Source organism: Methylophilus glucosoxydans (assembly GCF_042676145.1).
In the GTDB taxonomy this organism is placed as follows: domain Bacteria; phylum Pseudomonadota; class Gammaproteobacteria; order Burkholderiales; family Methylophilaceae; genus Methylophilus; species Methylophilus glucosoxydans.
The window spans coordinates 1,838,930-1,863,723 of sequence record NZ_JBHTJW010000002.1; the positions used below are offsets into that span (position 1 = coordinate 1,838,930).

Here is a 24,794-nt window from a genome sequence, read left to right on the forward strand (position 1 = left end):
GAAATAGCATGAGTTTTCAACAAGGTCTTAGCGGTTTAAATGCCACCTCTCAACAATTGTCTGTGATTGGCAACAACGTCGCCAACGCCAACACTGTGGGTTTTAAGCAATCAACCTCCAAATTTTCTGATGTATATGCCGCCTCATTGAACGGCGGGGGCGCCACACAAATCGGGATTGGTACCAAGCTGGCCAAGGTCTCGCAAGAGTTCACTCAAGGCAACATCACCAATACCAACAATACACTGGATGTGGCCATCAATGGCAATGGCTTTTTCATTATGAGCCAGAACGGTGTCGTCACCTACACGCGTAACGGCCAGTTTGAGATGGATAAAGATGGTTATATTGTGAATAGTGAAGGCAAACGCCTGAGAGGCAACAGTGCTGATAACCTGGAAGGGTCCTCGCCAGTAGATATTCAAATTAACACCAGCGACCTGCCCCCAAAAACATCCACCCAGGTCACCGGCAAGCTCAATCTGAACTCGGATAGCCCAGTCATCGATCAATCGGTTAAACCATTTAACCCTTCTGATGCCACTACCTACACCAACTCGACTTCGATTACCGTGTATGATGCCTTGGGCAATAGCCATACGGTGCAGAATTACTTTGTCAAAACCGCTGCAAATACTTGGCAAACATATACCACTGCTGACGGCAGTGTGGTCCCACCGAAAGCGAATGCTTCAGATCCATATACAGCAACGGGCACGATTCAATTCACGACCTCTGGCGCGTATGACACCACCAACTCTACAGCCCTGAATGTCAGCTTTACACCTTCAAGCGGTGCAGCTGCCGTCAACCTCAAACTGGATTACACCGCCAGTACGCAATATGGCTCTGGCTTCAGTGTGAACAAGTTAGCCCAGGACGGCTATACCTCTGGCCGGATTGCCAACTTCAGCATCGGTAGCGACGGCATTATTGTGGGACGTTACAGTAATGGTCAATCACAGGCGCTGGGCCGTGTGGTTTTGGCCAACTTTGTCAACCCTAACGGCTTGCGCTCGCTGGGCGGCAATCAGTGGCAATCCTCGTTCGATTCAGGCGAAGCCTTGATTGGCGCACCAGGCAGCAGCACGCTGGGGGTATTGCAATCTTCGGCAGTGGAAGACTCCAACGTCGACCTGACTGCAGAACTGGTGAACATGATTATGGCGCAGCGTGTTTACCAGGCCAACTCACAAACCATTAAAACGCAAGACCAGGTGCTGCAAACACTGGTGAACATGCGCTAATTGAGTCGTTAAACGCTGAATGTTGACTGATTGAAGGAGTCGCAATGGACCGTCTGATTTATACCGCCATGACCGGCGCCAAACATATCCTGGAGCAACAGGCTACCACTGCACACAACCTGGCCAACGCAACGACAACAGGCTTCAAAGCGCAGATAGACAGCTTCCGGGCGGTGCCGATTTTAGGAGATGGCCTGCCGACCCGCGCCTTTGTGGTTGACGCCACCATGGGTACCAATTATGCCGCAGGCAGCATTCAGCAAACCGGACGCGACCTGGACATTGCTGTGCAAGGCGAAGGCTGGATTGCCGTCCAGCGCGCCGATGGCTCTGAGGGCTATACGCGTAACGGTTCACTCAAGATTAACCAGAATGGGCAGTTGCAAACCGAATCCGGCTTGAATGTGATGGGCGATGGTGGTCCGATCAGCATTCCACCGGATGTCTCGGTGACGATTGCCAAGGACGGCACGGTCTCCAGCGTGAACAACCTGACGGCGCCCGGTGCAACCAATATTATCGGACGTATCAAACTGGCAAACCCGCCAGAATCCAGTCTGAAACGGGCTGCAGATGGCTTGTTTGTGACTTCGAATGGACAACCGGCACCGGCAGATGCCAATGTCACGGTGGTCGGTGGTGCATTGGAAAGTAGTAACGTGAATGTCGTCGATACCATGGTCAACATGATCAGCCTGGCGCGCCAGTTTGAGATGCAAATGAAAATGCTTGATAACGCCCAAAACAACGCCGGAAAAGCTGATCAACTCTTTGGTTTGAATGGCTAAGGCCAGGACTAAGATGACACTATGAACATGGCTCAATGCCCAAGGAGTGAACGATGATACGCTCATTATGGATTTCCAAAACCGGTCTGGATGCACAGCAAATGCAGATGGACGTGATTTCAAACAACCTGGCCAACGTCAGTACCAGTGGCTTTAAAAAATCGCGTGCCGTATTTGAAGACCTGTTATACCAAAACCTGCGCCAGGTCGGTGCCCAGACTTCTCAGCAAAGTCAGTCACCCAGCGGCTTGCAGTTGGGTACCGGGGTCAAACCGGTCGCGACCGAGCGTATTTTCACCCAAGGCAACCTGCAGCAAACAGGTAACGACAAGGATGTCGCGATCCAGGGTCAAGGCTTCTTCCAGATTTTGCTGCCAGATGGCACCACCGCTTATACCCGTGACGGCTCTTTCCAGGTTGACAGCCAGGGCCAGCTGGTCACCGCTAGCGGCTATCCTGTACAACCGGCAATCAGTATTCCGGCCAATGCGCAAAGCCTGACCATAGGCCGTGATGGCGTGGTCTCGATCACCACTCCAGGTTCTACCGCCACTACACAGATTGGACAGATCCAGCTGGCAACATTTATTAACCCGGCCGGCTTGCAGGGCAAAGGCGAAAATCTGTATGTCGAAACCACGGCCTCTGGTAACCCTGGTGTGAACACACCAGGTACAAACGGCGCGGGGCTGTTGAATTCTGGCTATGTTGAAACGTCCAACGTCAATGTGGTGGAAGAACTGGTTAGCATGATTCAGACGCAGCGCGCTTATGAAATTAATAGCAAAGCAATCACGACCTCGGATCAGATGCTGCAAAAACTAGCGCAGCTTTAATCCCTGGTTGAGGGGCATTCAAATGATGAATAGAACGATCATGAGCTTATTACTTTGTCTGGCATTCTCCCAATTACTGAATGGCTGTTCCATCACGCCGTCTACGATTGTTCAAAAGCCTGAAACACCTCGCGTTGCGGCGGCCCGCCCGGATACGCGCAGCGAAGGGGCTATTTTTAACAGCGGCGCCTACCGTCCACTGTTTGAGGATCGTCGTCCACGCTATGTCGGCGACATGGTCACCGTGCTGATTACAGAGAACACCACCGCCAACAAAGCCACTGACAATGAACAAACCAAAGACGGTGCAACTACGGCTGGCGTCACCGGCTTATTTGGTCACAACGTGCCCAAAGCCTCATTCAATGCCAGCTCTGCCCTCTCCTTCAAAGACAAGGCGACTGCGGATGCCAGCAACACTTTTAGCGGCTCTGTCACGGCAACCGTGGTCGATGTGCTACCCAATGGCTATCTCGTGATCAGCGGCGAAAAACAGATCGGCTTTGACAAAGGCACAGAGTATGTACGCTTCTCTGGCGTGGTCAACCCGGACATGATTACCATTGGTAATCAGGTGGTCTCTACCAAGGTGGCCGATGCGCGTATCGAATACCGCACCAATAGCAAAATGGATGCGGCAGAAGTGCTATCGATGTTTTCCCGCTTCTTTCTTAGCATGATTCCGTTGTAAGGGGCACACATGATGAAACAAACACGCCCCCGCAACGCACGCACCCTGTTACGGTCTTTTTATGACTACAGAAAAGAACTGTTGTGCATGCTGTTATTCCTCAGCGTGACCATCGTCAACACCGATAATGCCCACGCAGAACGGATCAAAGACATCAGCAACATCCAGGGCGTGCGTAGCAACCAGTTAATTGGCTATGGTCTGGTCGTCGGTCTGGATGGCACAGGTGACATGACAGTACAAACCCCGTTTACCGTCCAAAGTATCATCAGCATGATGAACCAGCTCGGTGTGACGATTCCACCCGGGACCAACCTGATGCTGAAAAATATTGCCGCCGTCATGGTCACCAGTGCCCTGCCCCCTTTTGCGCAACCAGGACAAACACTGGATGTGACCGTTTCCTCCATGGGCAACGCCAAAAGCTTGCGGGGTGGCACCTTGCTGATGACACCGCTCAAAGGTGCAGATGGCCAGATTTATGCCATGGCGCAGGGTAACCTGGTGGTCGGCGGGGTCGGCGCTTCAGCCAATGGCAGCCAGACCCAGATTAACCATCTGAGCGTGGGCCGGATTTCTGAAGGGGCGACCGTAGAGCGCGCATTGCCAAACACCCTGCTCAGCCAGGATATTGTCAGGCTTGAGCTTAAAGAAAGTGATTTTTCAACCGCCAATAACGTCGTGGAAGCCATCAATAAAAAGTTTGGCCCAATGACTGCGCAAGCCGAGAGCGGCCGCGTGATCCAGGTTCGCCCACCTGAGAGCATGAGCCGTGTCTCATTTTTGGCCAATCTCGAAACCATTAATGTGGCGCTGGCGGCAACGCCTGCCAAAATTATTCTCAATGCACGCACCGGCTCCGTGGTCATGAACAAGGCCGTGACGCTGGACAGTTGCGCCGTCTCGCATGGCAACCTGTCAGTGGTCATTAATACCTCACCGGTCATCAGCCAGCCTGGCCCATTCTCTAACGGCCAAACGGTGTCTACTGCAGTGTCTGAGATCAATATCAACAAAGAGCCTGGCAAAGTGCTCAAGCTCAACAATGGGGCCAACCTGGCAGATGTGGTCAAAGCACTCAACGCCATTGGCACGACGCCGCAGGACTTGCTGGCAATTCTGCAGGCCATGAAAGCGGCCGGTGCATTGAATGCCGAGCTTGAGGTGATTTAAACGGGAGGCGCTCATGCAACCACGTGTCGATCCAAATAGCCTGGCCATAGACGGCAGTGCGCTGAATAGTCTCAAGCGAGCCAAAAATGACTCGCCTGAAACCATTCGTGCAGTGGCACGTCAGTTTGAAGGTATTTTGATGAACATGATGCTCAAAAGCATGCGCGATACCGTCCCGCAAGAAGGCTTTGCCGATAACGAACAAAGCAAAATGTTTACCGGCATGCTTGATCAACAATTGAGTACCCATTTGAGCCAGAAAGGCCTGGGGCTCACTGATGTGTTGGTCAGGCAATTGAGTAAACTCAACGGACATCCCGTGGATACCAACACGCCCGCAAGCGGTAACGAATCGGGCAAGGCGAATAAAGCCACTGACAAAGTCAGCAGTGCAACGGTGCAGAGCGCAGCCCCCACCCATGCCCAAGCCGTGCTGGCACAAGCAACACAAAAAATCCGTGAAGCGTATCAACAATGGGAAGCTGCTGATACTCAGTCCACAGCGCCAGCCAGCGATACCGCCTGGGCACGTGGCATCCCGGAATTGCCGCCTTTGATTGAAGAAACACAAGCCAATGTGCAAGGCTTTACCCTGCCCCAGGCGCCGTTGGCGACCGCGATGCGTGAAGTCGCTGGCAAAACCCAGCAATTCATTCAAAGCATGCTGCCACATGCGCAGGCAGCCAGTAACGCATCTGGCATTCCGGCCAAATTTATGATCGGCCAGGCTGCACTGGAAAGCGGCTGGGGTAAACATGAAATTAAAACAGAGAATGGCGTCAACAGCCATAACCTGTTCGGCATCAAGGCTGATGCCAGCTGGAAAGGCAAAGTCGTCAGTAGTACCACCACCGAGTACGTGAATGGCGTCAAGCAAACCAAAGTGGAAAAATTCCGGGCCTACGACAGCTACAGTGATGCATTCAAGGATTACGCCAAAATGATTTCGCAAAATCCGCGCTATCAACAAGCCATGAATAACACACATGATGCCAGCGCTTATGCCCATGCGCTGCAGCGTGCAGGCTATGCGACTGATCCGCAATATGGCAAAAAACTGACGCAAGTGATTAATCATTTGCGAAGTTGAAATTAAAGTATTTGAAAACATTGCCGTTAGGCAACTTAATCGCGATGTTGATGACCGTTTTTAAGCGGTCATCCATCCGCTTGCCCGAAAGGTCTATAGCATATGAATGTATTAAACGTTGGGAAAAGTGCGCTGACCGTCGCTCAGCTAGGCATTGCAACCACGGGACATAACATTGCCAATGCATCCACGCCTGGATACAACAGGCAGACGATTGTTCAAAAGGCAGCAGCCGCACAAAGTTTTGGTAACGGTTACCTTGGTCAAGGCGCCGAGGTTGGGACCATCGTGCGCTCCTACGATGACGTGCTGGCCAAACAAGTGATTAATACAACCAGTAACCAAAGTTCAAGCTCGGTATATTTACAAGGCATTAATGAAGTCAATAGCCTACTGTCTGATGACAAAGCCGGCGTGAGCGCGGTGATGACCAACTTTTTCAGATCTGTCAGCGCAGCGGCTGCGAACCCTTCGGATATTGCCACCCGGCAAACGGTCATTTCCAATGCGCAATCCTTGGTGAGCCGCTTTACCGCAGTCAATTCGCGTCTGGATGAAATGCGTTCCAATATCAATACGCAAGTTTCAACCAGTGTGGCAACCATTAACAGCTATGCCAGCTCTATTGCGGATCTGAATGAAAAAATCAAGCAAGCGTTTAGTTCAACTGGTAATCCGCCCAATGACCTGATGGACCAGCGTGACTTGCTCGTCGCAAAAATCAGTGAACAGATCAAAACGACAGTCCTGCCACAGCAAGATAACACTTACAACGTTTCCATCGGCAATGGCATCCCGATTGTACTGGGCAATCAATCCCAAGACCTGTATGCGGTACCCAATGACACGGATAGCACCCGACTTGAAGTCGGTTATGGTGCTTCTGGCTCGCCTAAACCCATAAGCGGCTCTCTGACGGGCGGCGCATTGGGCGGCGCATTGCAATTCAGGGATGAAACGCTAGACACGGTACAAAACCAGCTGGGACAACTGGCGATTACCTTTGCCACGGCGTTTAACAACCAGCACAAACAGGGCACAGACCTGACCGGTACCGTTGGCCAGAATATGTTTAATATTGCTGGCCCGGTCGCGATCAGTAACCGCAATAATACTGACCAGAGCAAACAGGCCTCTGTCGCGATCACGGACCCTTCACAGCTGACCAGCAGCAACTACACCCTGGAGTATGTGAATGGTCAGTACAATATCACGCGCCAAAATGATAAGTACGTCTGGACAAATGTAACCTTGCCATTCAATCAGGATGGCATCACCATTAACACGAATACCAGTTCACCGACCAATGGCGACTCTTACCTGATTAAGCCTACCCAGTATGCTGCCAGCGGATTGACCCTGGCGGTAACGGATGTGGAAAAACTGGCATTGGCCAACAACCCTTCTAAAGGGGAAAGCGATAACACCAATGCGCTAAAACTGGCTGATTTACAGAATCAGAACTTCGTCAGGGTGAATGCCAGCTCTACCAACAGAACCTTTGCACAGGCTTATGCGCTCACCACCAGTGCGGTGGGGATTAAAGCCAACCAGATGAGCATCATTAACCAGGCCGACAAAACTGCGCTGGATAATGCCACCTCGGCCATGCAGTCACAATCAGGGGTCAACCTGGATGAAGAGGCTGCCAACCTGCTACGCTATCAGCAAGCGTATCAAGCGGCAGGCAAAATGATGCAAATCGCCAGTAATATGTTCGATACCCTGCTAAGTCTGGGCAGATAAATTCAGAACTGGGTAAATCACATCGAGTAAGGATGTCACTATGAGATTAAGTACAAATACGATCTATGCCAATGGCACCAACCGCCTCATGGGCCTACAAAGTGACGTGAATGATCTGAATGAAAAAATTTCTTCAGGCAAGAAAGTCCGCTCACCAGCGGATGACCCGGTTGCCTCTGCCAGGATTATCGAGATCAACAATAACAAGAGCATGAAGGACACTTTTGCCGAGACGCGAAAAACGGCCAGTAGCATGCTCGAAAACTATGAAACCAATTTATCGTCCGTGACTGACCTGGTGTTAAATATCAAGAGTTCACTCACGGCCGCGGGCAATGCCACCTATAACGACGCCCAGCGCCAAAGTATTGCGACTGAGTTGCAAGGCCGCCTGGATAGCCTGATCAGCCTGGCCAACGCCAAAGACTCCATGGGTAACTTTATCTACTCAGGATTTACAACAGATAAGGCTGCATTTACCAGTGCGGGGGTTTTCCAGGGGGAAACCTCGCGCATGAATTTGCAGATTGATGATAACCGGACCATGCCGACCACGTTTACCGGTGATAGCGTGTTCAATGCCAACGGCAATAACTTATTTGCCAACATGCAGCAAGCGATTACCTTGCTCAATACACCGATTACTGATGCAACATCCCGCACCAACTTCACCAATGGCCTGGCAACTGCTCTGCAGAATACAGACAAATCCCTGGACAGTATTCTTGATACCAGAGCGCAAATTGGTAGCCAACTCAATGAAATCCAGATTCTGGATGACACTGGCGATGATATATCCCTTCAATACTCTAAGGTACTTTCCGACTTGCAAGATCTGGACTACACGCAAGCACTGTCTGACCTGGCTAAAAAGAATACCATTATGGAAGCCGCTCAGAAGTCGTTTGTTTCGACCTCTAAATTGTCACTGTTCCAGTTTATTTAATTCAGATCGGTATCGCACTGATTTTTAGCCGATCGCTTACCAGCGATCGGCTTTTTCATGGATCAATCCAAACAATTCGTCTAAAGCGCAATTGGTAAATCAGTGAGACTAATGCAGCACTTGCAGCATGTATTGCTGTGCATCGATCATCCAGTCCTCGACCGGATGAATCAGAGAAGGTAATCCGAGCAAAATCATGATAAACCCGACCGCGATGGTGATTGGAAAGCCCATGGCAAACAGGTTGAGTTGAGGGGCGGCTTTGGTTAATACGCCCAGCGCCATGTTGGTAATCAGCAGACTGGCAATCACGGGCAAAGACATCAGCAAGCCTTGCGAGAAAATATGACCTCCAATGCTTGCAATCGCCTGGCTATTCAGTTGCCAATGCGCCATGCTAATCGGCATAGTTTCAAAACTTTGCATCATGACCGCAATGACAATCAGATGCCCATCCAGGCTCATAAACACCAACAAGGTAAGCATAGTCAGCATCTGAGCAACTGCAATAGTCTGCCCTTCGGTATGCGGATCATAAAAACTGGCAAAGCCCAGCCCCATACTCATCCCCATCATAAAGCCAGCCAGCTCAACGGCAGTGAACATGAGCCGCATGACAAAGCCCATGCTGATGCCGATCAAAAACTGCGCCAGTAATGAGAACAAGCCTTGCCATGACAGCACGGCAATATTAGGCACCTGGATGCCAGGCACCAGTGCCAGCGTAATGATAAAGCCGATTGTGAGTTTAATGCGGTTGGGAATGGAGGGATGACTAAACAACGGCACCACGGCAATGCAGCCGAGGATACGTGTCAGCGGCCAGAGAAACTGCACCACCCACTGCTGCAGGTCTGAGTCATGAATCGTCAGCATCTGGCGAGGCAGCCCTCGTTAATTGGCCAGCTGTGGAATCATGGTGAAGATATGGTGCATGTAATCCACCAGCGTCATCAGCATCCAGTGCCCAGCCAATAGCAAGATCGCCATCACCCCGACCAGCTTGGGAATAAAAGACAAGGTCTGCTCGTTGATTTGTGTGGCCGCCTGAAAAATACTTACCACCAGACCAATGATCAGCGCAGTGCCCAATACCGGCGCCGCCACCATCAAGGTGGTCTGCATGGCTTCACTACCCAAGGTCAGGACTTGTTCGGGACTCATAGAATACTCCAGAAAAGAGAACAATCAGAGGGCAAAGCTTTGCGCCAAAGAGCCCAGGATCAATTGCCAGCCGTCTACCAGGACAAACAGCATCAGCTTGAATGGTAAGGACACCACAGAAGGTGACATCATCATCATGCCCATGGCCATCAAGATACTGGCCACCACCATGTCAATAATCAGAAAAGGAATATAAATGGCAAAACCGATCTGGAACGCTGTTTTAAGCTCGCTGGTCATGAAGGCAGGCACCAGAATTCTGAGCGGGACTTCTTCTGGCGTATTGATGGACTCGCTATGGGCCATATTGGCAAACATGGCCAGGTCAGTCTCGCGCGTTTGCTTGAGCATAAAGGTTTTAAGCGGCAAAACACCGCGTTGCAGCGCCTCCTGCATGGTAATTTTGCTTTCGGAAAGCGGCTGGTAGGCGTCGGTATAAATCTTGTCAAATACCGGCCCCATGACAAAAAAGGTAATAAACAAGGCCAGGCCGATCAACACCTGGTTAGAGGGGGCAGACTGTGTCCCCAGCGCCTGACGTAACAGCGACAGCACAATCACAATGCGCGTAAAGCCGGTCATCATGAGCAAGGCCGCTGGAATAAACGTGAGCGCAGTCAGCAGAATCAGCGTTTGCAGGCTCAGTGTATAGTCCTGGCCCCCCCCTGGCGCAGGAGTCACCGTGCCGATGGGCAAGCCCTCTGCCGCCAGACTGCCTGATGACCACAATAGCAGCAGTGCGATTGGCAGCAAGACTTGCAAAGACTTGAGGATGGAATGTAAACGCATGCAACAATACCCGTCACTGACTTGCGCCATCATCAGACAGCACAAGCTCTAAAATAAGTTAAGGACAGTGTACGCTTGGGACAGCCCAATCAAAGGCTGGAAATAAGCCACTCAAGGCTTGCTTTTGAAAGATTTGACTTTGTCTTGCAAGGTGGCCTGCATCGCCTGTTGCAAACGCACGGCAAAAGAAGCTTGCGGATCAACAATCGTTTGAGCAGAGATCGCCTGGGCAGAAGGCTCTGCCGCCTGCGTGCTGTCGGATGCAGCCGATTCAGTGGCAGTCGGACTCACCTCACCCAACGCGGTCATTTGCCCACCATGCAGCCCTACCACCAGCCAACGGCCACCCACTTCAAGCACCACCACCCGCTCGCGTGGGCTCAATTGCAAGCCGCCAACCTGCCTGATCACACCAGCTTTTGAATAGCCTTGCCCAGGCAGGACGCGGCGCAAGAACCAGGCAACCGCCGCAATCGCCAGCAAGACGATCACCGTGCCCCACACCATACGGCCCAAGGTATCGCCGGTGCTAGGGGCTACTGTAGCGGCCGTTGTTGTCGCAGCAGCCAGGGCGAGCGGCGAAATACTCCAACTAGCCACGACAGCCAGCAGCCATTTGCATGCATGCATCATACGCATCAGTATCCCGGACAGTTAGCGGTTCAGTTTACGGATACGTTCTGCTGGGGTAATGATGTCGGTTAGGCGGATACCAAACTTGTCGTTCACCACCACCACCTCACCTTGTGCAATCAGGCAGCCATTCACTAATACGTCCATGGGTTCACCCGCCATGCCATCCAGCTCAACCACAGAACCTTGCGCCAATTGCAGCAGGTTCTTGATCGAAATCTTGGTACGGCCCAGCTCTACAGTCAGCTGTACCGGAATATCCAGAATAAAATCAATATCGTTCTGGGTGCCTTCGAGCTTGTTGCTGCTGCTAAACTCGTTGAAGACGGCGGCCTTGCCTATCGGCTCTTGCAATGCAGAGGACTCGGCTTTGGTTTGCTCGGCCAGGGCCGCGCCCCAGTCATCCTCGGCAATGGTTTGCACCCCTTCCGACTCAGGCATCCCCATGCTGGCCAGTGCGGCATCCAATTCCTCTTCATTACTACTTGTCGCGGGATCCATTGCCATTATGACTCTCCTTGCAATTGTTCCTGACTACTACCGTCAGCACGTATCATTTTTTCCACCTTGAGCGCATATTGCCCGTTAAACACGCCATAACGACACTCCATAATAGGCACGTTATCGATTTGTCCTTCTACCGTATCCTGAATATTCACAGGAATGACATCCCCCACTTTTAACGCAAGCAGGTCTGCCACCATCATCTTGCGTGTGGTCAGATTGGCCACAATTTCAACTTCTGCCGCCTGGATTTGCTGGGTCATCATTTTTACCCAGCGTTTGTCACCGCCAAGGTTCTCGCCTTGCAGGGACGAGGTCAACAAGTCCTTGATCGGCTCCACCATGGCATAAGGCACACAGAAATGGATTTCACCACTGTTAGGTCCCAGCTCCACATTAAACGTAATCGCCACCACCACTTCATTCGGCGTGGCAATGCTGGCAAACTGGGTATTCATCTCCGAGCGCAGATACTCAAACTGCACCGGATAAATAGGCGCCCAGGCTTTCTGGTAGGCATCAAACAAGATATTCAGCACGCGTTGAATAATCCGCTGCTCGGTTTCGGTGAAATCACGCCCCTCCACCCGGGTATGAAAGCGGCCATCGCCACCAAACATATTATCCACCAGCAAAAAGACCAAGGTAGGATCCAGCACCAGTACACCCGTGCCGCGCAAGGGATTCATATGGATCAAATTGAGGTTAGTGGGGACCACCAGATTACGGATAAAGTCCGTGTATTTGATGATCCTGACCGGCCCTACCGAGATTTCGACCGTACGCCGCAGAAAATTGAACAACTCAATACGCAGCAACCGGGCAAAACGCTCATTAATGATCTCAAGCGTGGCCATGCGCCCACGCACAATGCGCTCTTGCGTGGCTAGGTTGTAGTTGCGGACACCAGACTCATCCTTGCTGGAGGCATCACTGTCATCGTCGCCCTCGACACCCTTGAGTAAGGCGTCGATTTCGTCTTGTGATAAAAATTTATCTGCAGACATGGTTACTCTCAGGCATTACTGGATCACAAATGAAGTAAACAACACCTGTTTGATCTTGAGTTGTTTACCCCCCTTTTTCAATGGTTTTTTCAGTTCTGCCAGCAGTTCTTCGCTGAGCTGAGCTTTCCCCTCAGGCGTCGCAATATCCGATGCTTTTTTACTGGTGAGCAACATCAATACACGGTTACGCATGAGCGGCATTTGTGCCTTCATTTTGTCGGCCAGCGCAGTGTCTTTGGCTTCAATCGTCAGGTCCAGTTGCAAAAACTTTTCATCGGGATCAGGCAGCAAGTTGACGGTAAACGTTTCAAATTGCAAGTAGGCCGGGCCAGCAGCCGCTTCACCATGGCCACCGCCACCACTGCTTTCATGCTCTTCCTCTTCTTCATCGGCTGCGGCCTCTTCCTCTTCGCCCTCAGCAGCCCCTTCTTCATGGCCATCTTCCTTGCCGGCCTTGCTACCATGCTTATCTTTGGCCTGATGCGCCTCAGGTTTTTTCATCAGGAAGAAGGCTGCTGCGCCGCCGCCAGCGGCTAACGCCAGCACCACGGCCAGGATCACAATCAGTTTTTTCTTGGATTTGGGGGCGGCCTCTGCTGCACCGTCTGCTTTTGCTGGTTCTTGAGCCATGACACTACCTTTCTTACTGTAAAACTTTGACGATATATGGTGTCATTATGCGGAGGGCGCCCAGCAAAACATTGCCGGATAAAAGGGGAAAATCAGCGTTAAATCAACCTTTATGCTGGGTGAGGCATGCTAGCCAATCTGGAGCAGTGCTTATACAAACGTATCCACCAGGCCACGTACCACACGTGACTGGACTGCCGTTTGCGGTACGATCGTCGTGTCTGACTCAGCCGCAGGGGCTGCAGTCCTTGCAGAATCACGGCTGGATTGCTGTTCAAAATGCTGTTGTGCCTGCTGCCCGTTGCCAACAAAGGTCTGTCCCAGTTCCAAGCCCTGGGACTGCATGCGATCACGCAGATCCTGCATGCCATCTTCCAGCGCCTGACGCACCAGGGGGTTATCGGTGATAAAACTGGGATTCACCGACTGGTTATCGACCTTTAACACCACCTGGATGGGCCCCAAATCCGGGGGCGACAGGGTCAGACTAGCCACTTCGTCGCTCTTGCTGGCCATCTGCATCACATGCTGGTTAATTGCCGCTTGCCAACGGTCATCGGTAAACGGTGTCGTAATCTGGGTGGTGACCACCTGGCTCAGATCGGTCACACCAGCCGATTGCAACCAGGGCGTATTCTGCATGGCCTCTATCATGGGCGGCGTAGTCAATGTACTGGCACCCTGCGTCGTTTCATGCGTACGCACTGCCTGCTCCATGCCTTTAGGCAAGCCAATCTCCGCGCTGGTCAATTTGGCGTTATTCAACAGCGCTGTAAAGCCTTCAACCGCCTTGTCTGATTTGGTGGACTGACCCGAGAGCTGCTTACCGCCTTGCACAGTCGTAGTCGCTGCTGTCAGCGAGTCTTTGTCGGTGGCTGGCGTGGTCTGCAACTCATTGCCTACCCCGTGTTGGCCAGCGGCCGTAAAACGACCGTTACTGAGCGTCAAGCCACTCCCCTCGGCGCCACCTTTGACAGCCTCTGCGGGCTGATTAGCCCGCATCGCAAGCATGGTCTGCATCCATGGCATGATGCCGGCAGCCGCAGCACTGGGATCCTCAGTCGTGCCAACACCGGTTTTTTTCTGGTCTGGTTTGGCATCGGTCAAACGGGCAGGGTCAATCCCTCCAACGGCAGGTGAGACCACGCTAGAAGCCTCTTTGGCAACACTGTTTGCCTGACTGTCGCTCTCGTCTGCTTTGGATTTGGCCGTGGTTTTGCCTGTGCGATGGGGAATATTTTTTTCTGTAGGGGCGACTTCTGTCCCCGTGGCGGCAGTGGCTTTGTCAGCCGGTTCAGTCGGTTCGCTCGCCTTATTCGACACAGCACCTTGCTCAGTGTTGCTCTCCGCTTTGGGCGCAGTAGGCTTATCTTTAGGCGCAGCAGGTTGGGCTTGGGCCATTTGCTGGCGCAAGGTTTGTGAAAACGCATCGGGTGACACCGGCTCCTGGCCGCCTGACGACGTCATGGGCACTTTAAGCGCCTCTGACGCCTGGGTAGGCAGTACTGGTGAATTAATCAAGGCCATCACATTACTCCCGGCTATTTACCAACGTGCTCGTCTGGCGCGGCTGGCAAATTCGTCCATCATTTTCTGATCACGCTTGTTTTCAGCCTTGGCCTGTGAGGTTTGAGCCCGCGTAATCAAAACTTCATAAGACTTTTGCTTGCGCTGTTTTTCCTGCAACCGCAACCGCTGCTGCTGGACAATCGCCTGACATTGTTCGATTTGAGCATTTTGCGTGCGTACCGCCAATTCCAATTGCGAGAAAAAGCCCTGAAAATTACGGTATAAATCGGCTTTAAGGCCGTTTTGCACTACCTGCTGCCATTGCTGCTCATATTCCTGCTGATATTGCGCCAGCATGACTTGCTGCTGTTGCGCCTGTTCCAGCTGTTGCATGGCCTGGGCCAGCGCCTGCATCGCCGCTTCCACCTCGTCGGCAGCCAACTGGTTAAGCAAGGTCAGGGTTTGGGTGGATTGTTTGGCCATGGGCTCGCTTTAAAGGGGCTATAAGGTTAGCGTGTTGGCTAATTGCTGCAGGCTATGCTGCATATCCGCACACTCATCAATGTCTTGTTGTAAAAAGGCATTGATGTCGTCACGTTTTCTAATCGCGATATCCAGCATGGGGTCTGATCCTGGCTGATAAGCCCCTACCGCGATCAAGTCCTGATTGCGCAGATAGCGTGAGTACCACTGCTTGAGCATGCGGGCGGCCTGTTGATGTTCTTTGCTGGTAATGTTGTGCATGGCGCGACTGATCGACTGCTCGATATCAATAGCGGGGTAATGTCCGCTTTCAGCCAGGCTGCGGTTCAACACGATGTGTCCGTCCAGAATCGCGCGCGCAGAGTCCGCAATCGGATCCTGCTGGTCATCGCCTTCGGTCAACACGGTATAAAACGCTGTAATCGAGCCCTCGCCCCTGGCTCCGTTGCCGGTACGCTCGACCAGTGCCGGCAATTTGGCAAACACAGAAGGCGGATAGCCCTTGGTTGCCGGTGGCTCACCAATGGCCAGGGCAATTTCGCGTTGCGCCATGGCATAACGCGTGAGTGAATCCATAATCAGCAACACATTTTTGCCTTGCTGGCGGAAACGCTCGGCAATGGCCGTGGCATAACTCGCGCCTTGCAAGCGCATCAATGCCGAGACGTCGGCAGGTGCAGCGACCACCACAGAGCGTGCCAGCCCCTCCGGCCCCAGAATCTGCTCGATAAATTCCTGTACCTCGCGGCCCCGTTCACCAATCAGGCCGACCACGATCACATCCGCAGTTGTGTAACGGGCCATCATGCCCAGCAGCACACTCTTACCCACACCAGAACCGGCGAACAGGCCCATGCGCTGTCCCCTGCCCACGGTGAGCATGGCGTTGATCGCACGCACCCCTACATCCAGGGTGTCTTCAATCGGTGCCCGTTGCAATGGGTTGATCACGCGGCCATTGAGTGGCGCGGTCACATCCCCCGGAATTGGGCCCAGACCATCCAGCGGATTACCGGCTGCATCGACCACGCGTCCGAGCAAGCCATCCCCTACCGGAAAATGGCGCGCTCTATCCTGTGCACGTCGACGTGGCGGGCGGCCAATTTGTGGTTTTGGCACGGTTTCAGCAATTTCCATGCTGAACACCTTGGCGCCCGGGGTGACCCCCTCCAACGCGGTTTGCGGCATGAGCAGCAAATTCTCGCCATCGAATCCCACCACCTCGGCTTCTACCCGGCCTCCATCCTGTAACGGGATAAAACAGGCACCGCCTATTGGCATTTTGATACCGGTAGCGACCATCACCAGGCCAGTCACCTTGACGATACGACCTGCGACTTCAAGCGGGTCGACCATATTGATCAGTTCACTGCAATCGCGCAAATAACTTTGCCAGCGCTGCTCATGCACATTGGGCTGCTTGGGAGGCTCATTGGTGACTTGGGGGCTATTGTCAGCAACCGCGTCTAACGTCGGCAGCCCTGAATCTGAAATTGTCATGACGTAGGCTTAAACTAGAAAGTGAAAAACTTATTCGTGGGTGGAGGCAGGTTTATGCCAGTCATCATAGCGTGACAGCCCTTGTACCAGACGTTTCCAGCGGACCTCATTGCTGGCATCAATCTGGTTATCTGCCGTTTCAACCAGGCAACCGCCACGTTCGACTTGCAACTCTTCCACAATTTGCCAGCCTTGCTCTTTGAGTGTGTCGCCGATATGACTGCGTAGCACCTGCGCATCATCCGGATGCACAATCAGGCGCGCGGGCTGTCTGACTTGGGGCAAATAGTGCATGGCATCCAGCACGACCGGGAGCACCGCCTGCGGATCAGCCTGCAGCTTGGTTTTCATCATGGCTTTGGCCAGATCCAGCGCCAGGCTCAAAACAGACTCGGCAACATGGCTATCCTGAAACGCCAGCGCCTGCTGGAAACTCTGCGCCATTTGCAACAACTGACCACGTTCGTTTTCCAGTTGTGCCTGCGCGTGCTGCATGCCATCGCCATAACCAATCTTGAACCCTTCTTCATAGGCTTCCTGGCGGACTTGCTTGAGAATTTCAGTGACCGTGCGCGCGGCTTCATCGGCCTGTGCCTGTTTGCGACGCACGCTCTCACTGCTATTAGCATCATCAAAACTGGCCATCTCCCAGCGCTGATAGGCACTCATTTGTTCTTTTGGGATTGCTGCAGCCACCATTATGCTTCCTTACACTGACTGGATTTAAACATATTGCTCGCCATCGCCTTTGGCAGCCAGCATGATCTGGCCTTCATCGGCCAGCCTGCGCACAATTTGCAGAATTTGTTTTTGCTGTGCTTCAACCTCAGACAGCTTGACCGGACCACGGCTTTCCATGTCTTCACGCATCATATCGGCTGCACGCGAAGACATATTGCGCAGGAACTTCTCTTTCATTTCATCAGAGGTTCCCTTCAAAGCCACAATCAACATATCAGATTGCACCTCACGCAGCAGCGTTTGAATGCCTTTGTCGTCAATTTCCAGAATATTGTCAAACACAAACATCTGGTCCATGATCTCCTGCGCCATATTGTCATCATAGCTTTTGAGGCCTTCCATCAATTTGGCCTCGTTGTCGCCACTCAGGTAGTTCATGATTTCAGCCGCGGTTTTTACGCCACCTATCGGCTGACGCTTCAGGTTTTCATTGCCTGACAGCATTTTCATCATGCCTTCATTGAGCTCTTTGAGCGCGGCCGGTTTAATGCTGTCGAGCGTGGCAATCCGCAAAATCACATCCTGACGTAAACGGTCAGTAAAATGCCCCAGAATTTCTGCGGCCTGGTCTGCCTCCAGATGTGACAAGATGGTCGCGATAATCTGTGGATGCTCATTCTTGATAAACTCGGACACGCTGAAGGCATCCATCCACTTCAGGCTTTCAATCCCCGCGGCATCTTGCGATTGCGGAATCCGGCTTAACAGATTGGAGGCTTTGTCATCGCCAAAAGCTTTGATCAGAACCGAGCGGATATAGGCGTCCGAATCCAGACCGAAGTCACTGCTGCCGGCAAAGTCGACCATAAAGGACTCCAGCACTTCAGTTACCTCTTCACGTGGCACCGGCTTCATTGAGGCCATGACAATGCCCAGCCGCTGTACCTCTTTGGGTGACAAATACTTCATCACCTCCGCCGCTTCGTCTTCACCGAGGGCAAGCATCAAAATCGCGCTTTTAGTCAAGCCTTCAGTCATGGTTTATTTCTCCGCAGTCGCCCAGCTGGAAACCACATTCGCGACCATGCGTGGGTTTTCTTTGGCCACCTGCTTCACGGCCAGCAAGGTTTGATCCATCCGGCCATCATCGCCCGTTAACGCAGGAGGATCGCCACTCAAGGTGACCAGTGCATCTTCACCTTCAGCTGCACTGCCTGCCGCGCCGGCAACCGCTTCACCGCCTGCTGCCGCGTTTTGTGCCGCAGTCACAGCCAGTTGTTTTTTATCCGCGCCAGTCAGTTTGGTGGCCATCGGCTTGAGCAATTTTTTATAAATCATCATCAACACCACCACGCCAGCCAGGAAGCGCAAGGCATCTTTACCATACTCAATCATGACAGGGTCCTTCCACAGCGGTGGCTCAACCAGTTTTTCCTGTGCTTCGGCCACAAACGGGGTATTCACCACAGAGATAGTATCGCCACGCTCTTTGTTGTAGCCCATGGCCTGCATTGCCAGGTCGCTTACCTGCTGCTTCTCGGCTGCTGTCAGTGCACGGTAAGTCGTTTTACCGGTGCTATCCACGACTGGGATGTGATTGACCACCACCGCCACATGCAGGCGCTTGATGCCGCCCTTGGCCTGCTGGATATAGCTCACAGTCTTGTCCAGCTCGTAGTTAGTGGTGGTATCTTTTTGCGTATTTTGTGGTGGGGTTGGGGCAGCAGCAGGCGCAGCATTTTCCCCTTGACCCTGCGCACCAGGGGCATTGATCGGAGCAGTCGCATCTGCAGGCGGCTGGTTAGACAAAGCACCAGGCACCGCGCCGTTGTTGGCGCCGGTATTTTGCGTCTCATGGCTTTGCGCACTGCGAATCGCCATGTCATCCGGCTTGGTGTTGGGTTTATAGGACTCGTTGGCCTGTTCTGTCATCGAGAAGTCAATCTCGGCGCTGGTTTCGGCGTGCACATTTTTCGCACCGACGATAGGCGTAATAATGGATTCCACGCGGCGAGCAATGCTGTTTTGCATATTCTCCACGTAGGCCATCTGCTCTGGGTCTAGGCCACTTTGCTTGAGCTTATTGGCGTTGTCAGACAGCAAATTGCCGTTTTGATCGACCACGGTGACGTGATCGGCAGACAGGTTAGGCACACTGCTTGCCACCAGATGCACGACGGCACCCACTTGTTGTGCGTCTAACCGGCGGCCATTGTGCAGATTGAGCAGCACAGAAGCGGTTGGGTATTGTTGCTCGCGCACAAACACGCTGGGCTTGGGAATCGCCAGATGGATACGAGCAGCCTGCACGGCAGAGATAGACTGGATACTGCGTTCCAGCTCGCCCTCAAGGCCGCGTTGAAAGTTTACCTGCTCAACAAACTGAGACACGCCAAATTTCTGGTTTTCCAGCAGTTCAAAGCCGATGTTGCCGCCTTTGGGCAGACCTTGTGCCGCCAGTTTCAAACGTGCCTGATGCACCATGTCAGCAGGCACCAGAATGGCACCACCACCATCGGCAAATTGATAAGGGATATTCAATTTATCCAACTCGGCGACGATGGCACCGCCATCCTTGTCAGCAAAGTTGGAGAACAACACCCGGTAATCCGGCTTCTGACTCCACAGCCAGAACACCACCATCACCGCGACCACGGCAGCAATCCCGGCGACCAGCATTAACTTTTGTCCGAGCTGCCCAAACATGTTGGACGCTCCGCCAGACTCATTGCTTGTTGTTAATAAGGCAGCATCAGCAGCCATCTGAACCTCCAATATTACCTACTTGCAGTGACCTGCCTCCCGGCCTGTTGATTGCCGGTCATGCTGCCACCTCTTTTGAACTTCAATATCCTGTCAGGACACTTTCACATGGATCACATTATGCGCTGACCCTGCCTATTCAAATCAGCAAATAAGACGGATTAATGTTGCCTATTTTGCAAAGCAGTCCAGCTGGCGCAATGTTACAGTGCTCACCATGAGATAAGAGGTGATGGCCTCCCCCACGAAACGAGTACAGGATGAAAGGAGACACCTATGAACGCAGGCGGTATTGATGCACAACGCATCTCCTCCATGCTGGCGCAATTACGGGCGGCGGCTCAAAAACCAGAAGGTCTGGGCAACAGTGCTATTGCCAATCCTGTCGCCAAGCCGCCCCAGGCAAGCCCGACGACACAAGTGAGCTTTAGTGATGCGCTGAAATCCTCTCTGGACCAGGTCAACAATATGCAATTGCAGGCCGAACAAATGGGCAAGGATTTTGCCATGGGAAATGACAATGTCAGCCTGTCTGATGTCATGATCTCCGGGCAAAAAGCGAATATCGCCTTTCAGGCCACAGTGCAAGTCCGCAACAAACTGGTCACCGCCTATCAGGACATGATGAATATGCAAGTCTAGGCTTAACTAGCCAGCTGGCGACTGGGCCAGACCATCAGTCCGTTTTAACAGTGAGAAAAGAACAATGCAGGCTCAACCCGTGGCTGGCTTGATACAACACACCCCCTCTGCCCCGCTGATGCGACTCAATGGCACGCCAGTATTGCGGCCATCAGGCAGTACCGCCAGCCACGAGTCACCTGACGCCGTGTTAGCCAGCAACCCCGCGAATGTTCAAGCCTGGTTTCAAAAGGGGATGCTGTTCAAGCAGCAAAAAAATGCCCCGCAGGCCCTGCACTGTTTTAACCAGGCCCTGCATCTTGCGCCTGAGCATGAACCCACACTTATCGAATGCGGCAACTTGCTGTTTGAATTAGAGCAATTTGAGTTTTCGCTCGCCCATCATGAATTTGCTTTACAGTTAAACCCGGCTTGCGTTGCCGCCTTGCACAGCAAAAGCCTGATCCTGAGTCGGCTCGGCCGCTATGAAGAAGCCTTGCTCAGTGCAAACCAACTGGTCTGCTATGCACCCACGCTGGCACCGGCCTTATTGTGCCGAGGCAGCATCTTACACGTGCTTGGCCGCCATCATGAGGCCTTGGCCAGCTATCAGCAAATCCCGCTAGACGATCAGCAGAACGCGTTGTTTTACCTTAATCTGGCCAACCTGTATCTGGATATGCTGGACATTGACATGGCCAGCGACTGTTATCGTCAGGCGCTGGCACTGGAGCCAAACAACCCGACCTTGCACTGGAATCTGGCATTATTCCAGTTGCTCACAGGTGATTATGCGCAAGGCTGGGCCATGTACGAAAGTGGCAAACATGCGCCACATCTGCCCAGGGGACGCCGTGCGGTCTGTGTGCAACCGATGTGGACCGGCGAACAATCCCTGCAAGGCAAACGTATCTTGCTTTACGCCGAACAGGGGCTGGGCGATACCATCCAGTTTATACGCTACGCCAAACTGGTCGCCGCCTTGGGTGCACAGGTCATTATTGAAGCGCAAGCGAGCCTGATTCCCTTGTTGCGCTCACTGGGGCCAGACTATTTACTGATTGCTGCAGGCACCGCGTATCAGGACTATGATTACCATTGTTCGCTCATGAGCTTGCCATATGTCTTCAAGACAGAGCTCGGCAATCTGCCTCAGCACACCCCTTACCTGTTTGCCGCGCCTGACAAGGTAAGCCGTCTGCAGATGACTAGTCAGAACAGATTACGGGTAGGCCTGGTCTGGTCAGGATCCACCACGCATCAGAAAGATCGTTACCGCAGTATTCCGCTAGCGCAGCTGGCGCCGTTGCTGGCACTGGATGCGAGTTTTCATAGCCTGCAAAAAGAAGTTCGCGATACTGACCAGGCTGCGTTAAGCGGGCTACCACAACTCACGCAGCACCAGGCCGAACTAGAGGATTTTAGCGATACCGCTGCGCTCATCGCACGCATGGATCTGATTATTTCAGTAGATACGTCCGTCGCACATCTGGCTGGCGCCATGCACAAACCGGTATGGATATTGTTACCTGACCCACCAGACTTCCGCTGGCTGCTCGCACGCGAAGACAGTCCGTGGTACCCCTCGGCCAGACTGTTCAGAGCGCATGACCATGATTGGACAAGTGTCATTACAGACGTCAAACAGGCGCTGGCAGAAGTGATTGCAGAAAAAGCGTAGACGCAGTAACTCTCTGGCAAAACAAGATGCGGCAATGTTACTGCGACAAAGTCTCTATCTGAGACTGGCCAGTTTAATGGTCGGCCTGCCCTTGTTCCAGCTTGTATAACCAGGCCAGAATTTCAGCAATCGCCTGGTACAGCTGCGGGGGAATATGGGCATCGAGTTCGACCTGCATGAGCAGGTTGAGCATGGCTTGTGACTCATGCACATAGACTTCGTGTTCTTGCGCCAGGGCAATGATGCGTTGTGCGAGCAGACCATTGCCTTTGGCCACCACGCGTGGCGCCAAATCCCCGGCTTCGTAAGCCAGGGCCACGGCAGATTGGGTATAAGGCTTATCCTGCTGCATATTGCGGCCTGTGCTGCGCGATTTCTTCACGCACGATTTGCAAGGAATCCAGCTTCACGCCAGAAGCTTGCAGATTCATGGCCAGCGTACTGCGGCCAGATTGCATTTCCTTGAGGCTCGCTGCATCCGTGGGCTGTACACGTACACTAAAGCGCCCGTTAGCCAGCGTGATTCTTACAGCCACCTCGCCCAGCCTTGGCAGCTGCAATTTCAAATTGCTAAACAAACTGTTTAAGGTCGGATCTTCGCTAGACTGCTGGGAATTTTTGCGCTCACTGACCTGCCACTCCATCATCTGGCCGGGCCAGACTTCACCATGCCAAATCACACGCTGTTGTTCCAGCACCTGTAACTGTTGCGACACCATCTCCGGCGGTACAAAGTGAGGTTTGTTTTGCGGCTCTTGCAGTAGCTGATGCCAGGGCCGGGTGCCCAGCGTCGCCTCTTTCAGGTGAGACTCATAGAACAAGCCCGAGCTATCCAGCGCATGCTTGAGATCTTGCGCCAGCACTTGCGGCTTTTGCGGGCTGTTGCTGACCACGGTTTGTGACTGCAAGACGGCAGATTGCGACTGAAACGGGCTGGCATCCAGCCAGCGCTGTAGATTTCTGGCGGGAGAGCTTAACTCGACCAGACTCGATTGCCCGGCCGCATTCTGTACCAGACTTTGCATAGTAGCGGGGTTGTCTGCATGTGGCGTCTCTGCCAGCAACCCAGCTGTCGACAGCCGTGACGTCCCCGCCGCGGAAGACTGCACACCCCAGCGCACTTGCGGATAACCCTCGGCGTCTTTGCCCTGGCCTTGTGCCAGCCCCATAAACTGCATGTTCAGTGTTTGCTGTTGCGACAAGTAAGCGGGTAATTGCATCTGCACCACCATGGGTGGCTGGTTGGGTAACTGGATTTGCACTTTAAAAGCAGCCAGGTCGGCATTGCCTGCGCCTTTTTGAGCGGTGTCTTTTTGCAAAATCAGTCCGGTAAACTGCATGCCTGGACGCATGCGTTCCCATAAAGGGGCTTCGGCCTGGGTACCTTCCACCGGCATGATGGAAGTGACCGCACGCAAGTTCTCAGTTTCACTGGTAATGAAACGTTGTGAGAGGACTTGCGGGATAGGAATCATCTAAATCACATCCGGTGGGGTGCGTGCATGTAGCTGCGCATCAAAAATCATATCGGTAATACGATGCATGACGGGATACAGCAAATTACGGATCTCGCCATCATCGGCCAAAATTTTCTGCACCAACTCCTGTTTGCGCAAGTGCTGCGCCTGTGTCAGTTGCTCGGATTGTAAACGCAAGGTTTGTTCCAGCGCTTTGATCACTTCGATCTTGAGCATGTAAGACTGCTCCAGCTCTGTCACTTTTTCCCAGGCATTTTGCTGAGCGGCCAGCAGCATCTGCGCCATGATTTTGGCAGCAGACTCATAAGTATTAATCAGCGCCTTGGACATATCAGGCCCCGGCCATGGCCAAATGTTGATACGCCTGTGCTTTTTCTGCGATCGCCGAGTTTTCCAAGGCATTCTGTTGTGCAAGGCGGCTCATCCCCGATTTTTCCAGCGTTTCCCAGGCGCCTTTCAACTCCATGAGCAACTGCTGAACTTCATAAACTTTACTACTATCCTGACGCAGGCTCGCTTGCATGAGTGTACGGATCATGTATTCATACAACTGGTCCAGATTGAGGGCAACCTCGCCCCCTGCACGTTTGTTCAAACTGGTACGCAAACCGCTTTCAATGATGGAAATGGCTTTGGATATATATTCACCTTTTTGCGGAATATCCTGCTTTTGAATCGCTTGCTGCGCGCGGATGCAGGCAGTTACAGCGCCTTCGTAAAGCATGATCGTCAGCTTGAGCGGACTGGCATCCACGACGCCGGTTTCCAAACCTACTTTGGCGTAGGCATTAATGCCAGATTGTTTCGATCCAAACATCATGATTCTCCTGATAA

Annotated in this window: 27 protein-coding genes; 10 read left to right on the top strand and 17 right to left on the bottom strand. The window is 52.7% G+C overall.

Annotated elements, in window-relative coordinates; all coding sequences use genetic code 11:
• Positions 1–8 precede the first annotated feature (8 nt).
• The 8 genes from flgE (at position 9) to flgL (ending at position 8,517) form a co-directional block, all read left to right on the top strand.
• On the top strand, positions 9–1,247 hold the full coding sequence (gene flgE / locus ACFQ1T_RS11395) for a flagellar hook protein FlgE (RefSeq protein WP_313988842.1): 1,239 nt from the start codon (positions 9–11) through the stop codon (positions 1,245–1,247).
• Between the two features lie 44 nt (positions 1,248–1,291).
• Positions 1,292–2,035 (top strand): flagellar basal-body rod protein FlgF, encoded by a 744-nt coding sequence (flgF, locus tag ACFQ1T_RS11400; protein WP_194746916.1) that lies wholly within the window; start codon positions 1,292–1,294, stop codon positions 2,033–2,035.
• 53 nt (positions 2,036–2,088) lie between these two features.
• Complete coding sequence (gene flgG / locus ACFQ1T_RS11405) at positions 2,089–2,871, top strand: flagellar basal-body rod protein FlgG (protein ID WP_194746917.1); 783 nt, start codon at positions 2,089–2,091, stop codon at positions 2,869–2,871.
• 40 nt (positions 2,872–2,911) lie between these two features.
• The gene (locus ACFQ1T_RS11410) at positions 2,912–3,562 is read left to right on the top strand and encodes a flagellar basal body L-ring protein FlgH (RefSeq protein ID WP_194746918.1); all 651 of its coding nucleotides are present in this window, start codon (positions 2,912–2,914) and stop codon (positions 3,560–3,562) included.
• An 87-nt stretch (positions 3,563–3,649) separates the two neighbouring features.
• The gene (locus ACFQ1T_RS11415; RefSeq protein WP_275356364.1) at positions 3,650–4,735 is read left to right on the top strand and encodes a flagellar basal body P-ring protein FlgI; all 1,086 of its coding nucleotides are present in this window, start codon (positions 3,650–3,652) and stop codon (positions 4,733–4,735) included.
• Positions 4,736–4,748: 13 nt separating this feature from the next.
• Entirely contained in the window at positions 4,749–5,825 is a 1,077-nt protein-coding gene (flgJ, locus tag ACFQ1T_RS11420; protein WP_379076727.1) for a flagellar assembly peptidoglycan hydrolase FlgJ, read from the top strand.
• 102 nt (positions 5,826–5,927) lie between these two features.
• A complete protein-coding gene (flgK, locus tag ACFQ1T_RS11425) occupies positions 5,928–7,571 on the top strand; it encodes a flagellar hook-associated protein FlgK (protein ID WP_379076730.1) in 1,644 nt (547 codons plus the stop codon).
• Between the two features lie 40 nt (positions 7,572–7,611).
• On the top strand, positions 7,612–8,517 hold the full coding sequence (gene flgL / locus ACFQ1T_RS11430; protein WP_379076733.1) for a flagellar hook-associated protein FlgL: 906 nt from the start codon (positions 7,612–7,614) through the stop codon (positions 8,515–8,517).
• A gap of 108 nt (positions 8,518–8,625) precedes the next feature.
• Here flgL and fliR read toward each other — a convergent pair whose 3' ends face one another.
• The 13 genes from fliR to fliF all read right to left on the bottom strand — a co-directional run bounded on the left by fliR (position 8,626) and on the right by fliF (position 20,180).
• Positions 8,626–9,393, bottom strand: coding sequence for a flagellar biosynthetic protein FliR (gene fliR / locus ACFQ1T_RS11435; protein WP_379076736.1), 768 nt, complete (start codon positions 9,391–9,393; stop codon positions 8,626–8,628).
• Between the two features lie 18 nt (positions 9,394–9,411).
• The gene (gene fliQ, locus ACFQ1T_RS11440) at positions 9,412–9,681 is read right to left on the bottom strand and encodes a flagellar biosynthesis protein FliQ (protein WP_379076738.1); all 270 of its coding nucleotides are present in this window, start codon (positions 9,679–9,681) and stop codon (positions 9,412–9,414) included.
• A 24-nt stretch (positions 9,682–9,705) separates the two neighbouring features.
• Entirely contained in the window at positions 9,706–10,470 is a 765-nt protein-coding gene (fliP, locus tag ACFQ1T_RS11445; RefSeq protein WP_379076741.1) for a flagellar type III secretion system pore protein FliP, read from the bottom strand.
• Positions 10,471–10,581: 111 nt separating this feature from the next.
• Positions 10,582–11,103, bottom strand: a complete 522-nt coding sequence (gene fliO, locus ACFQ1T_RS11450) for a flagellar biosynthetic protein FliO (RefSeq protein WP_379076744.1) — start codon at positions 11,101–11,103, stop codon at positions 10,582–10,584.
• Between the two features lie 21 nt (positions 11,104–11,124).
• Positions 11,125–11,550: a flagellar motor switch protein FliN gene (gene fliN, locus ACFQ1T_RS11455; RefSeq protein ID WP_194747501.1), complete on the bottom strand. Its 426-nt coding sequence runs from the start codon at positions 11,548–11,550 to the stop codon at positions 11,125–11,127.
• Positions 11,551–11,609: 59 nt separating this feature from the next.
• Complete coding sequence (fliM, locus tag ACFQ1T_RS11460; protein ID WP_194746924.1) at positions 11,610–12,614, bottom strand: flagellar motor switch protein FliM; 1,005 nt, start codon at positions 12,612–12,614, stop codon at positions 11,610–11,612.
• A gap of 15 nt (positions 12,615–12,629) precedes the next feature.
• On the bottom strand, positions 12,630–13,244 hold the full coding sequence (locus ACFQ1T_RS11465) for a flagellar basal body-associated FliL family protein (protein ID WP_379076747.1): 615 nt from the start codon (positions 13,242–13,244) through the stop codon (positions 12,630–12,632).
• A 150-nt stretch (positions 13,245–13,394) separates the two neighbouring features.
• The gene (locus ACFQ1T_RS11470; RefSeq protein WP_379076750.1) at positions 13,395–14,771 is read right to left on the bottom strand and encodes a flagellar hook-length control protein FliK; all 1,377 of its coding nucleotides are present in this window, start codon (positions 14,769–14,771) and stop codon (positions 13,395–13,397) included.
• 18 nt (positions 14,772–14,789) lie between these two features.
• Positions 14,790–15,236 (bottom strand): flagellar export protein FliJ, encoded by a 447-nt coding sequence (gene fliJ, locus ACFQ1T_RS11475; protein ID WP_194746927.1) that lies wholly within the window; start codon positions 15,234–15,236, stop codon positions 14,790–14,792.
• 18 nt (positions 15,237–15,254) lie between these two features.
• Positions 15,255–16,736 carry a flagellar protein export ATPase FliI gene (gene fliI / locus ACFQ1T_RS11480; RefSeq protein ID WP_313988821.1) on the bottom strand — a complete coding sequence of 494 codons (1,482 nt, stop codon included), beginning with the start codon at positions 16,734–16,736 and terminating at the stop codon, positions 15,255–15,257.
• Positions 16,737–16,766: 30 nt separating this feature from the next.
• Entirely contained in the window at positions 16,767–17,435 is a 669-nt protein-coding gene (locus ACFQ1T_RS11485; protein ID WP_194746928.1) for a flagellar assembly protein FliH, read from the bottom strand.
• Positions 17,436–17,459: 24 nt separating this feature from the next.
• A complete protein-coding gene (gene fliG, locus ACFQ1T_RS11490; RefSeq protein ID WP_275354926.1) occupies positions 17,460–18,455 on the bottom strand; it encodes a flagellar motor switch protein FliG in 996 nt (331 codons plus the stop codon).
• Positions 18,456–18,458: 3 nt separating this feature from the next.
• Positions 18,459–20,180, bottom strand: a complete 1,722-nt coding sequence (fliF, locus tag ACFQ1T_RS11495) for a flagellar basal-body MS-ring/collar protein FliF (protein WP_194746930.1) — start codon at positions 20,178–20,180, stop codon at positions 18,459–18,461.
• A 276-nt stretch (positions 20,181–20,456) separates the two neighbouring features.
• Between fliF and fliE the strand changes: the two genes are divergently transcribed.
• Complete coding sequence (gene fliE / locus ACFQ1T_RS11500; RefSeq protein ID WP_194746931.1) at positions 20,457–20,822, top strand: flagellar hook-basal body complex protein FliE; 366 nt, start codon at positions 20,457–20,459, stop codon at positions 20,820–20,822.
• 64 nt (positions 20,823–20,886) lie between these two features.
• Positions 20,887–22,482: a tetratricopeptide repeat protein gene (locus tag ACFQ1T_RS11505; RefSeq protein ID WP_379076756.1), complete on the top strand. Its 1,596-nt coding sequence runs from the start codon at positions 20,887–20,889 to the stop codon at positions 22,480–22,482.
• Between the two features lie 73 nt (positions 22,483–22,555).
• On the opposite strand, the gene ACFQ1T_RS11510 is transcribed toward ACFQ1T_RS11505, so the two are convergent.
• Genes ACFQ1T_RS11510 through fliS form a run of 4 tightly spaced genes read right to left on the bottom strand, consistent with a single transcriptional unit; the run spans position 22,556 to position 24,780 of the window.
• Complete coding sequence (locus ACFQ1T_RS11510; protein WP_194746933.1) at positions 22,556–22,834, bottom strand: EscU/YscU/HrcU family type III secretion system export apparatus switch protein; 279 nt, start codon at positions 22,832–22,834, stop codon at positions 22,556–22,558.
• Positions 22,821–23,957 carry a flagellar hook-length control protein FliK gene (gene fliK, locus ACFQ1T_RS11515; RefSeq protein WP_379076759.1) on the bottom strand — a complete coding sequence of 379 codons (1,137 nt, stop codon included), beginning with the start codon at positions 23,955–23,957 and terminating at the stop codon, positions 22,821–22,823. Before fliK ends, ACFQ1T_RS11510 begins: the two co-directional genes overlap by 14 nt.
• On the bottom strand, positions 23,958–24,290 hold the full coding sequence (locus ACFQ1T_RS11520; protein WP_194746935.1) for a flagellar protein FliT: 333 nt from the start codon (positions 24,288–24,290) through the stop codon (positions 23,958–23,960).
• A 1-nt stretch (position 24,291) separates the two neighbouring features.
• A complete protein-coding gene (fliS, locus tag ACFQ1T_RS11525) occupies positions 24,292–24,780 on the bottom strand; it encodes a flagellar export chaperone FliS (protein WP_275354920.1) in 489 nt (162 codons plus the stop codon).
• Positions 24,781–24,794 lie beyond the last annotated feature (14 nt).

What these genes read in the sequence shown, in the direction of transcription:
- ACFQ1T_RS11510 (WP_194746933.1), bottom strand. Translation starts at nt 22,834, where the DNA reads ATGCAGCAGGATAAGCCTTATACCCAATCTGCCGTGGCCCTGGCTTAC.
- ACFQ1T_RS11485 (WP_194746928.1), bottom strand. Translation starts at nt 17,435, where the DNA reads ATGGTGGCTGCAGCAATCCCAAAAGAACAAATGAGTGCCTATCAGCGC.
- fliJ (WP_194746927.1), bottom strand. Translation starts at nt 15,236, where the DNA reads ATGGCCAAACAATCCACCCAAACCCTGACCTTGCTTAACCAGTTGGCT.
- fliF (WP_194746930.1), bottom strand. Translation starts at nt 20,180, where the DNA reads ATGGCTGCTGATGCTGCCTTATTAACAACAAGCAATGAGTCTGGCGGA.
- ACFQ1T_RS11410 (WP_194746918.1), top strand. Translation starts at nt 2,912, where the DNA reads ATGAGCTTATTACTTTGTCTGGCATTCTCCCAATTACTGAATGGCTGT.
- ACFQ1T_RS11470 (WP_379076750.1), bottom strand. Translation starts at nt 14,771, where the DNA reads ATGGCCTTGATTAATTCACCAGTACTGCCTACCCAGGCGTCAGAGGCG.
- ACFQ1T_RS11505 (WP_379076756.1), top strand. Translation starts at nt 20,887, where the DNA reads ATGCAGGCTCAACCCGTGGCTGGCTTGATACAACACACCCCCTCTGCC.
- flgE (WP_313988842.1), top strand. Translation starts at nt 9, where the DNA reads ATGAGTTTTCAACAAGGTCTTAGCGGTTTAAATGCCACCTCTCAACAA.
- fliO (WP_379076744.1), bottom strand. Translation starts at nt 11,103, where the DNA reads ATGATGCATGCATGCAAATGGCTGCTGGCTGTCGTGGCTAGTTGGAGT.
- fliN (WP_194747501.1), bottom strand. Translation starts at nt 11,550, where the DNA reads ATGGGGATGCCTGAGTCGGAAGGGGTGCAAACCATTGCCGAGGATGAC.
- flgJ (WP_379076727.1), top strand. Translation starts at nt 4,749, where the DNA reads ATGCAACCACGTGTCGATCCAAATAGCCTGGCCATAGACGGCAGTGCG.
- flgK (WP_379076730.1), top strand. Translation starts at nt 5,928, where the DNA reads ATGAATGTATTAAACGTTGGGAAAAGTGCGCTGACCGTCGCTCAGCTA.
- fliQ (WP_379076738.1), bottom strand. Translation starts at nt 9,681, where the DNA reads ATGAGTCCCGAACAAGTCCTGACCTTGGGTAGTGAAGCCATGCAGACC.
- fliK (WP_379076759.1), bottom strand. Translation starts at nt 23,957, where the DNA reads ATGATTCCTATCCCGCAAGTCCTCTCACAACGTTTCATTACCAGTGAA.
- flgL (WP_379076733.1), top strand. Translation starts at nt 7,612, where the DNA reads ATGAGATTAAGTACAAATACGATCTATGCCAATGGCACCAACCGCCTC.
- ACFQ1T_RS11415 (WP_275356364.1), top strand. Translation starts at nt 3,650, where the DNA reads ATGCTGTTATTCCTCAGCGTGACCATCGTCAACACCGATAATGCCCAC.
- fliP (WP_379076741.1), bottom strand. Translation starts at nt 10,470, where the DNA reads ATGCGTTTACATTCCATCCTCAAGTCTTTGCAAGTCTTGCTGCCAATC.
- flgG (WP_194746917.1), top strand. Translation starts at nt 2,089, where the DNA reads ATGATACGCTCATTATGGATTTCCAAAACCGGTCTGGATGCACAGCAA.
- fliE (WP_194746931.1), top strand. Translation starts at nt 20,457, where the DNA reads ATGAACGCAGGCGGTATTGATGCACAACGCATCTCCTCCATGCTGGCG.
- fliI (WP_313988821.1), bottom strand. Translation starts at nt 16,736, where the DNA reads ATGACAATTTCAGATTCAGGGCTGCCGACGTTAGACGCGGTTGCTGAC.
- flgF (WP_194746916.1), top strand. Translation starts at nt 1,292, where the DNA reads ATGGACCGTCTGATTTATACCGCCATGACCGGCGCCAAACATATCCTG.
- ACFQ1T_RS11465 (WP_379076747.1), bottom strand. Translation starts at nt 13,244, where the DNA reads ATGGCTCAAGAACCAGCAAAAGCAGACGGTGCAGCAGAGGCCGCCCCC.
- fliM (WP_194746924.1), bottom strand. Translation starts at nt 12,614, where the DNA reads ATGTCTGCAGATAAATTTTTATCACAAGACGAAATCGACGCCTTACTC.
- fliG (WP_275354926.1), bottom strand. Translation starts at nt 18,455, where the DNA reads ATGACTGAAGGCTTGACTAAAAGCGCGATTTTGATGCTTGCCCTCGGT.
- ACFQ1T_RS11520 (WP_194746935.1), bottom strand. Translation starts at nt 24,290, where the DNA reads ATGTCCAAGGCGCTGATTAATACTTATGAGTCTGCTGCCAAAATCATG.
- fliR (WP_379076736.1), bottom strand. Translation starts at nt 9,393, where the DNA reads ATGCTGACGATTCATGACTCAGACCTGCAGCAGTGGGTGGTGCAGTTT.
- fliS (WP_275354920.1), bottom strand. Translation starts at nt 24,780, where the DNA reads ATGATGTTTGGATCGAAACAATCTGGCATTAATGCCTACGCCAAAGTA.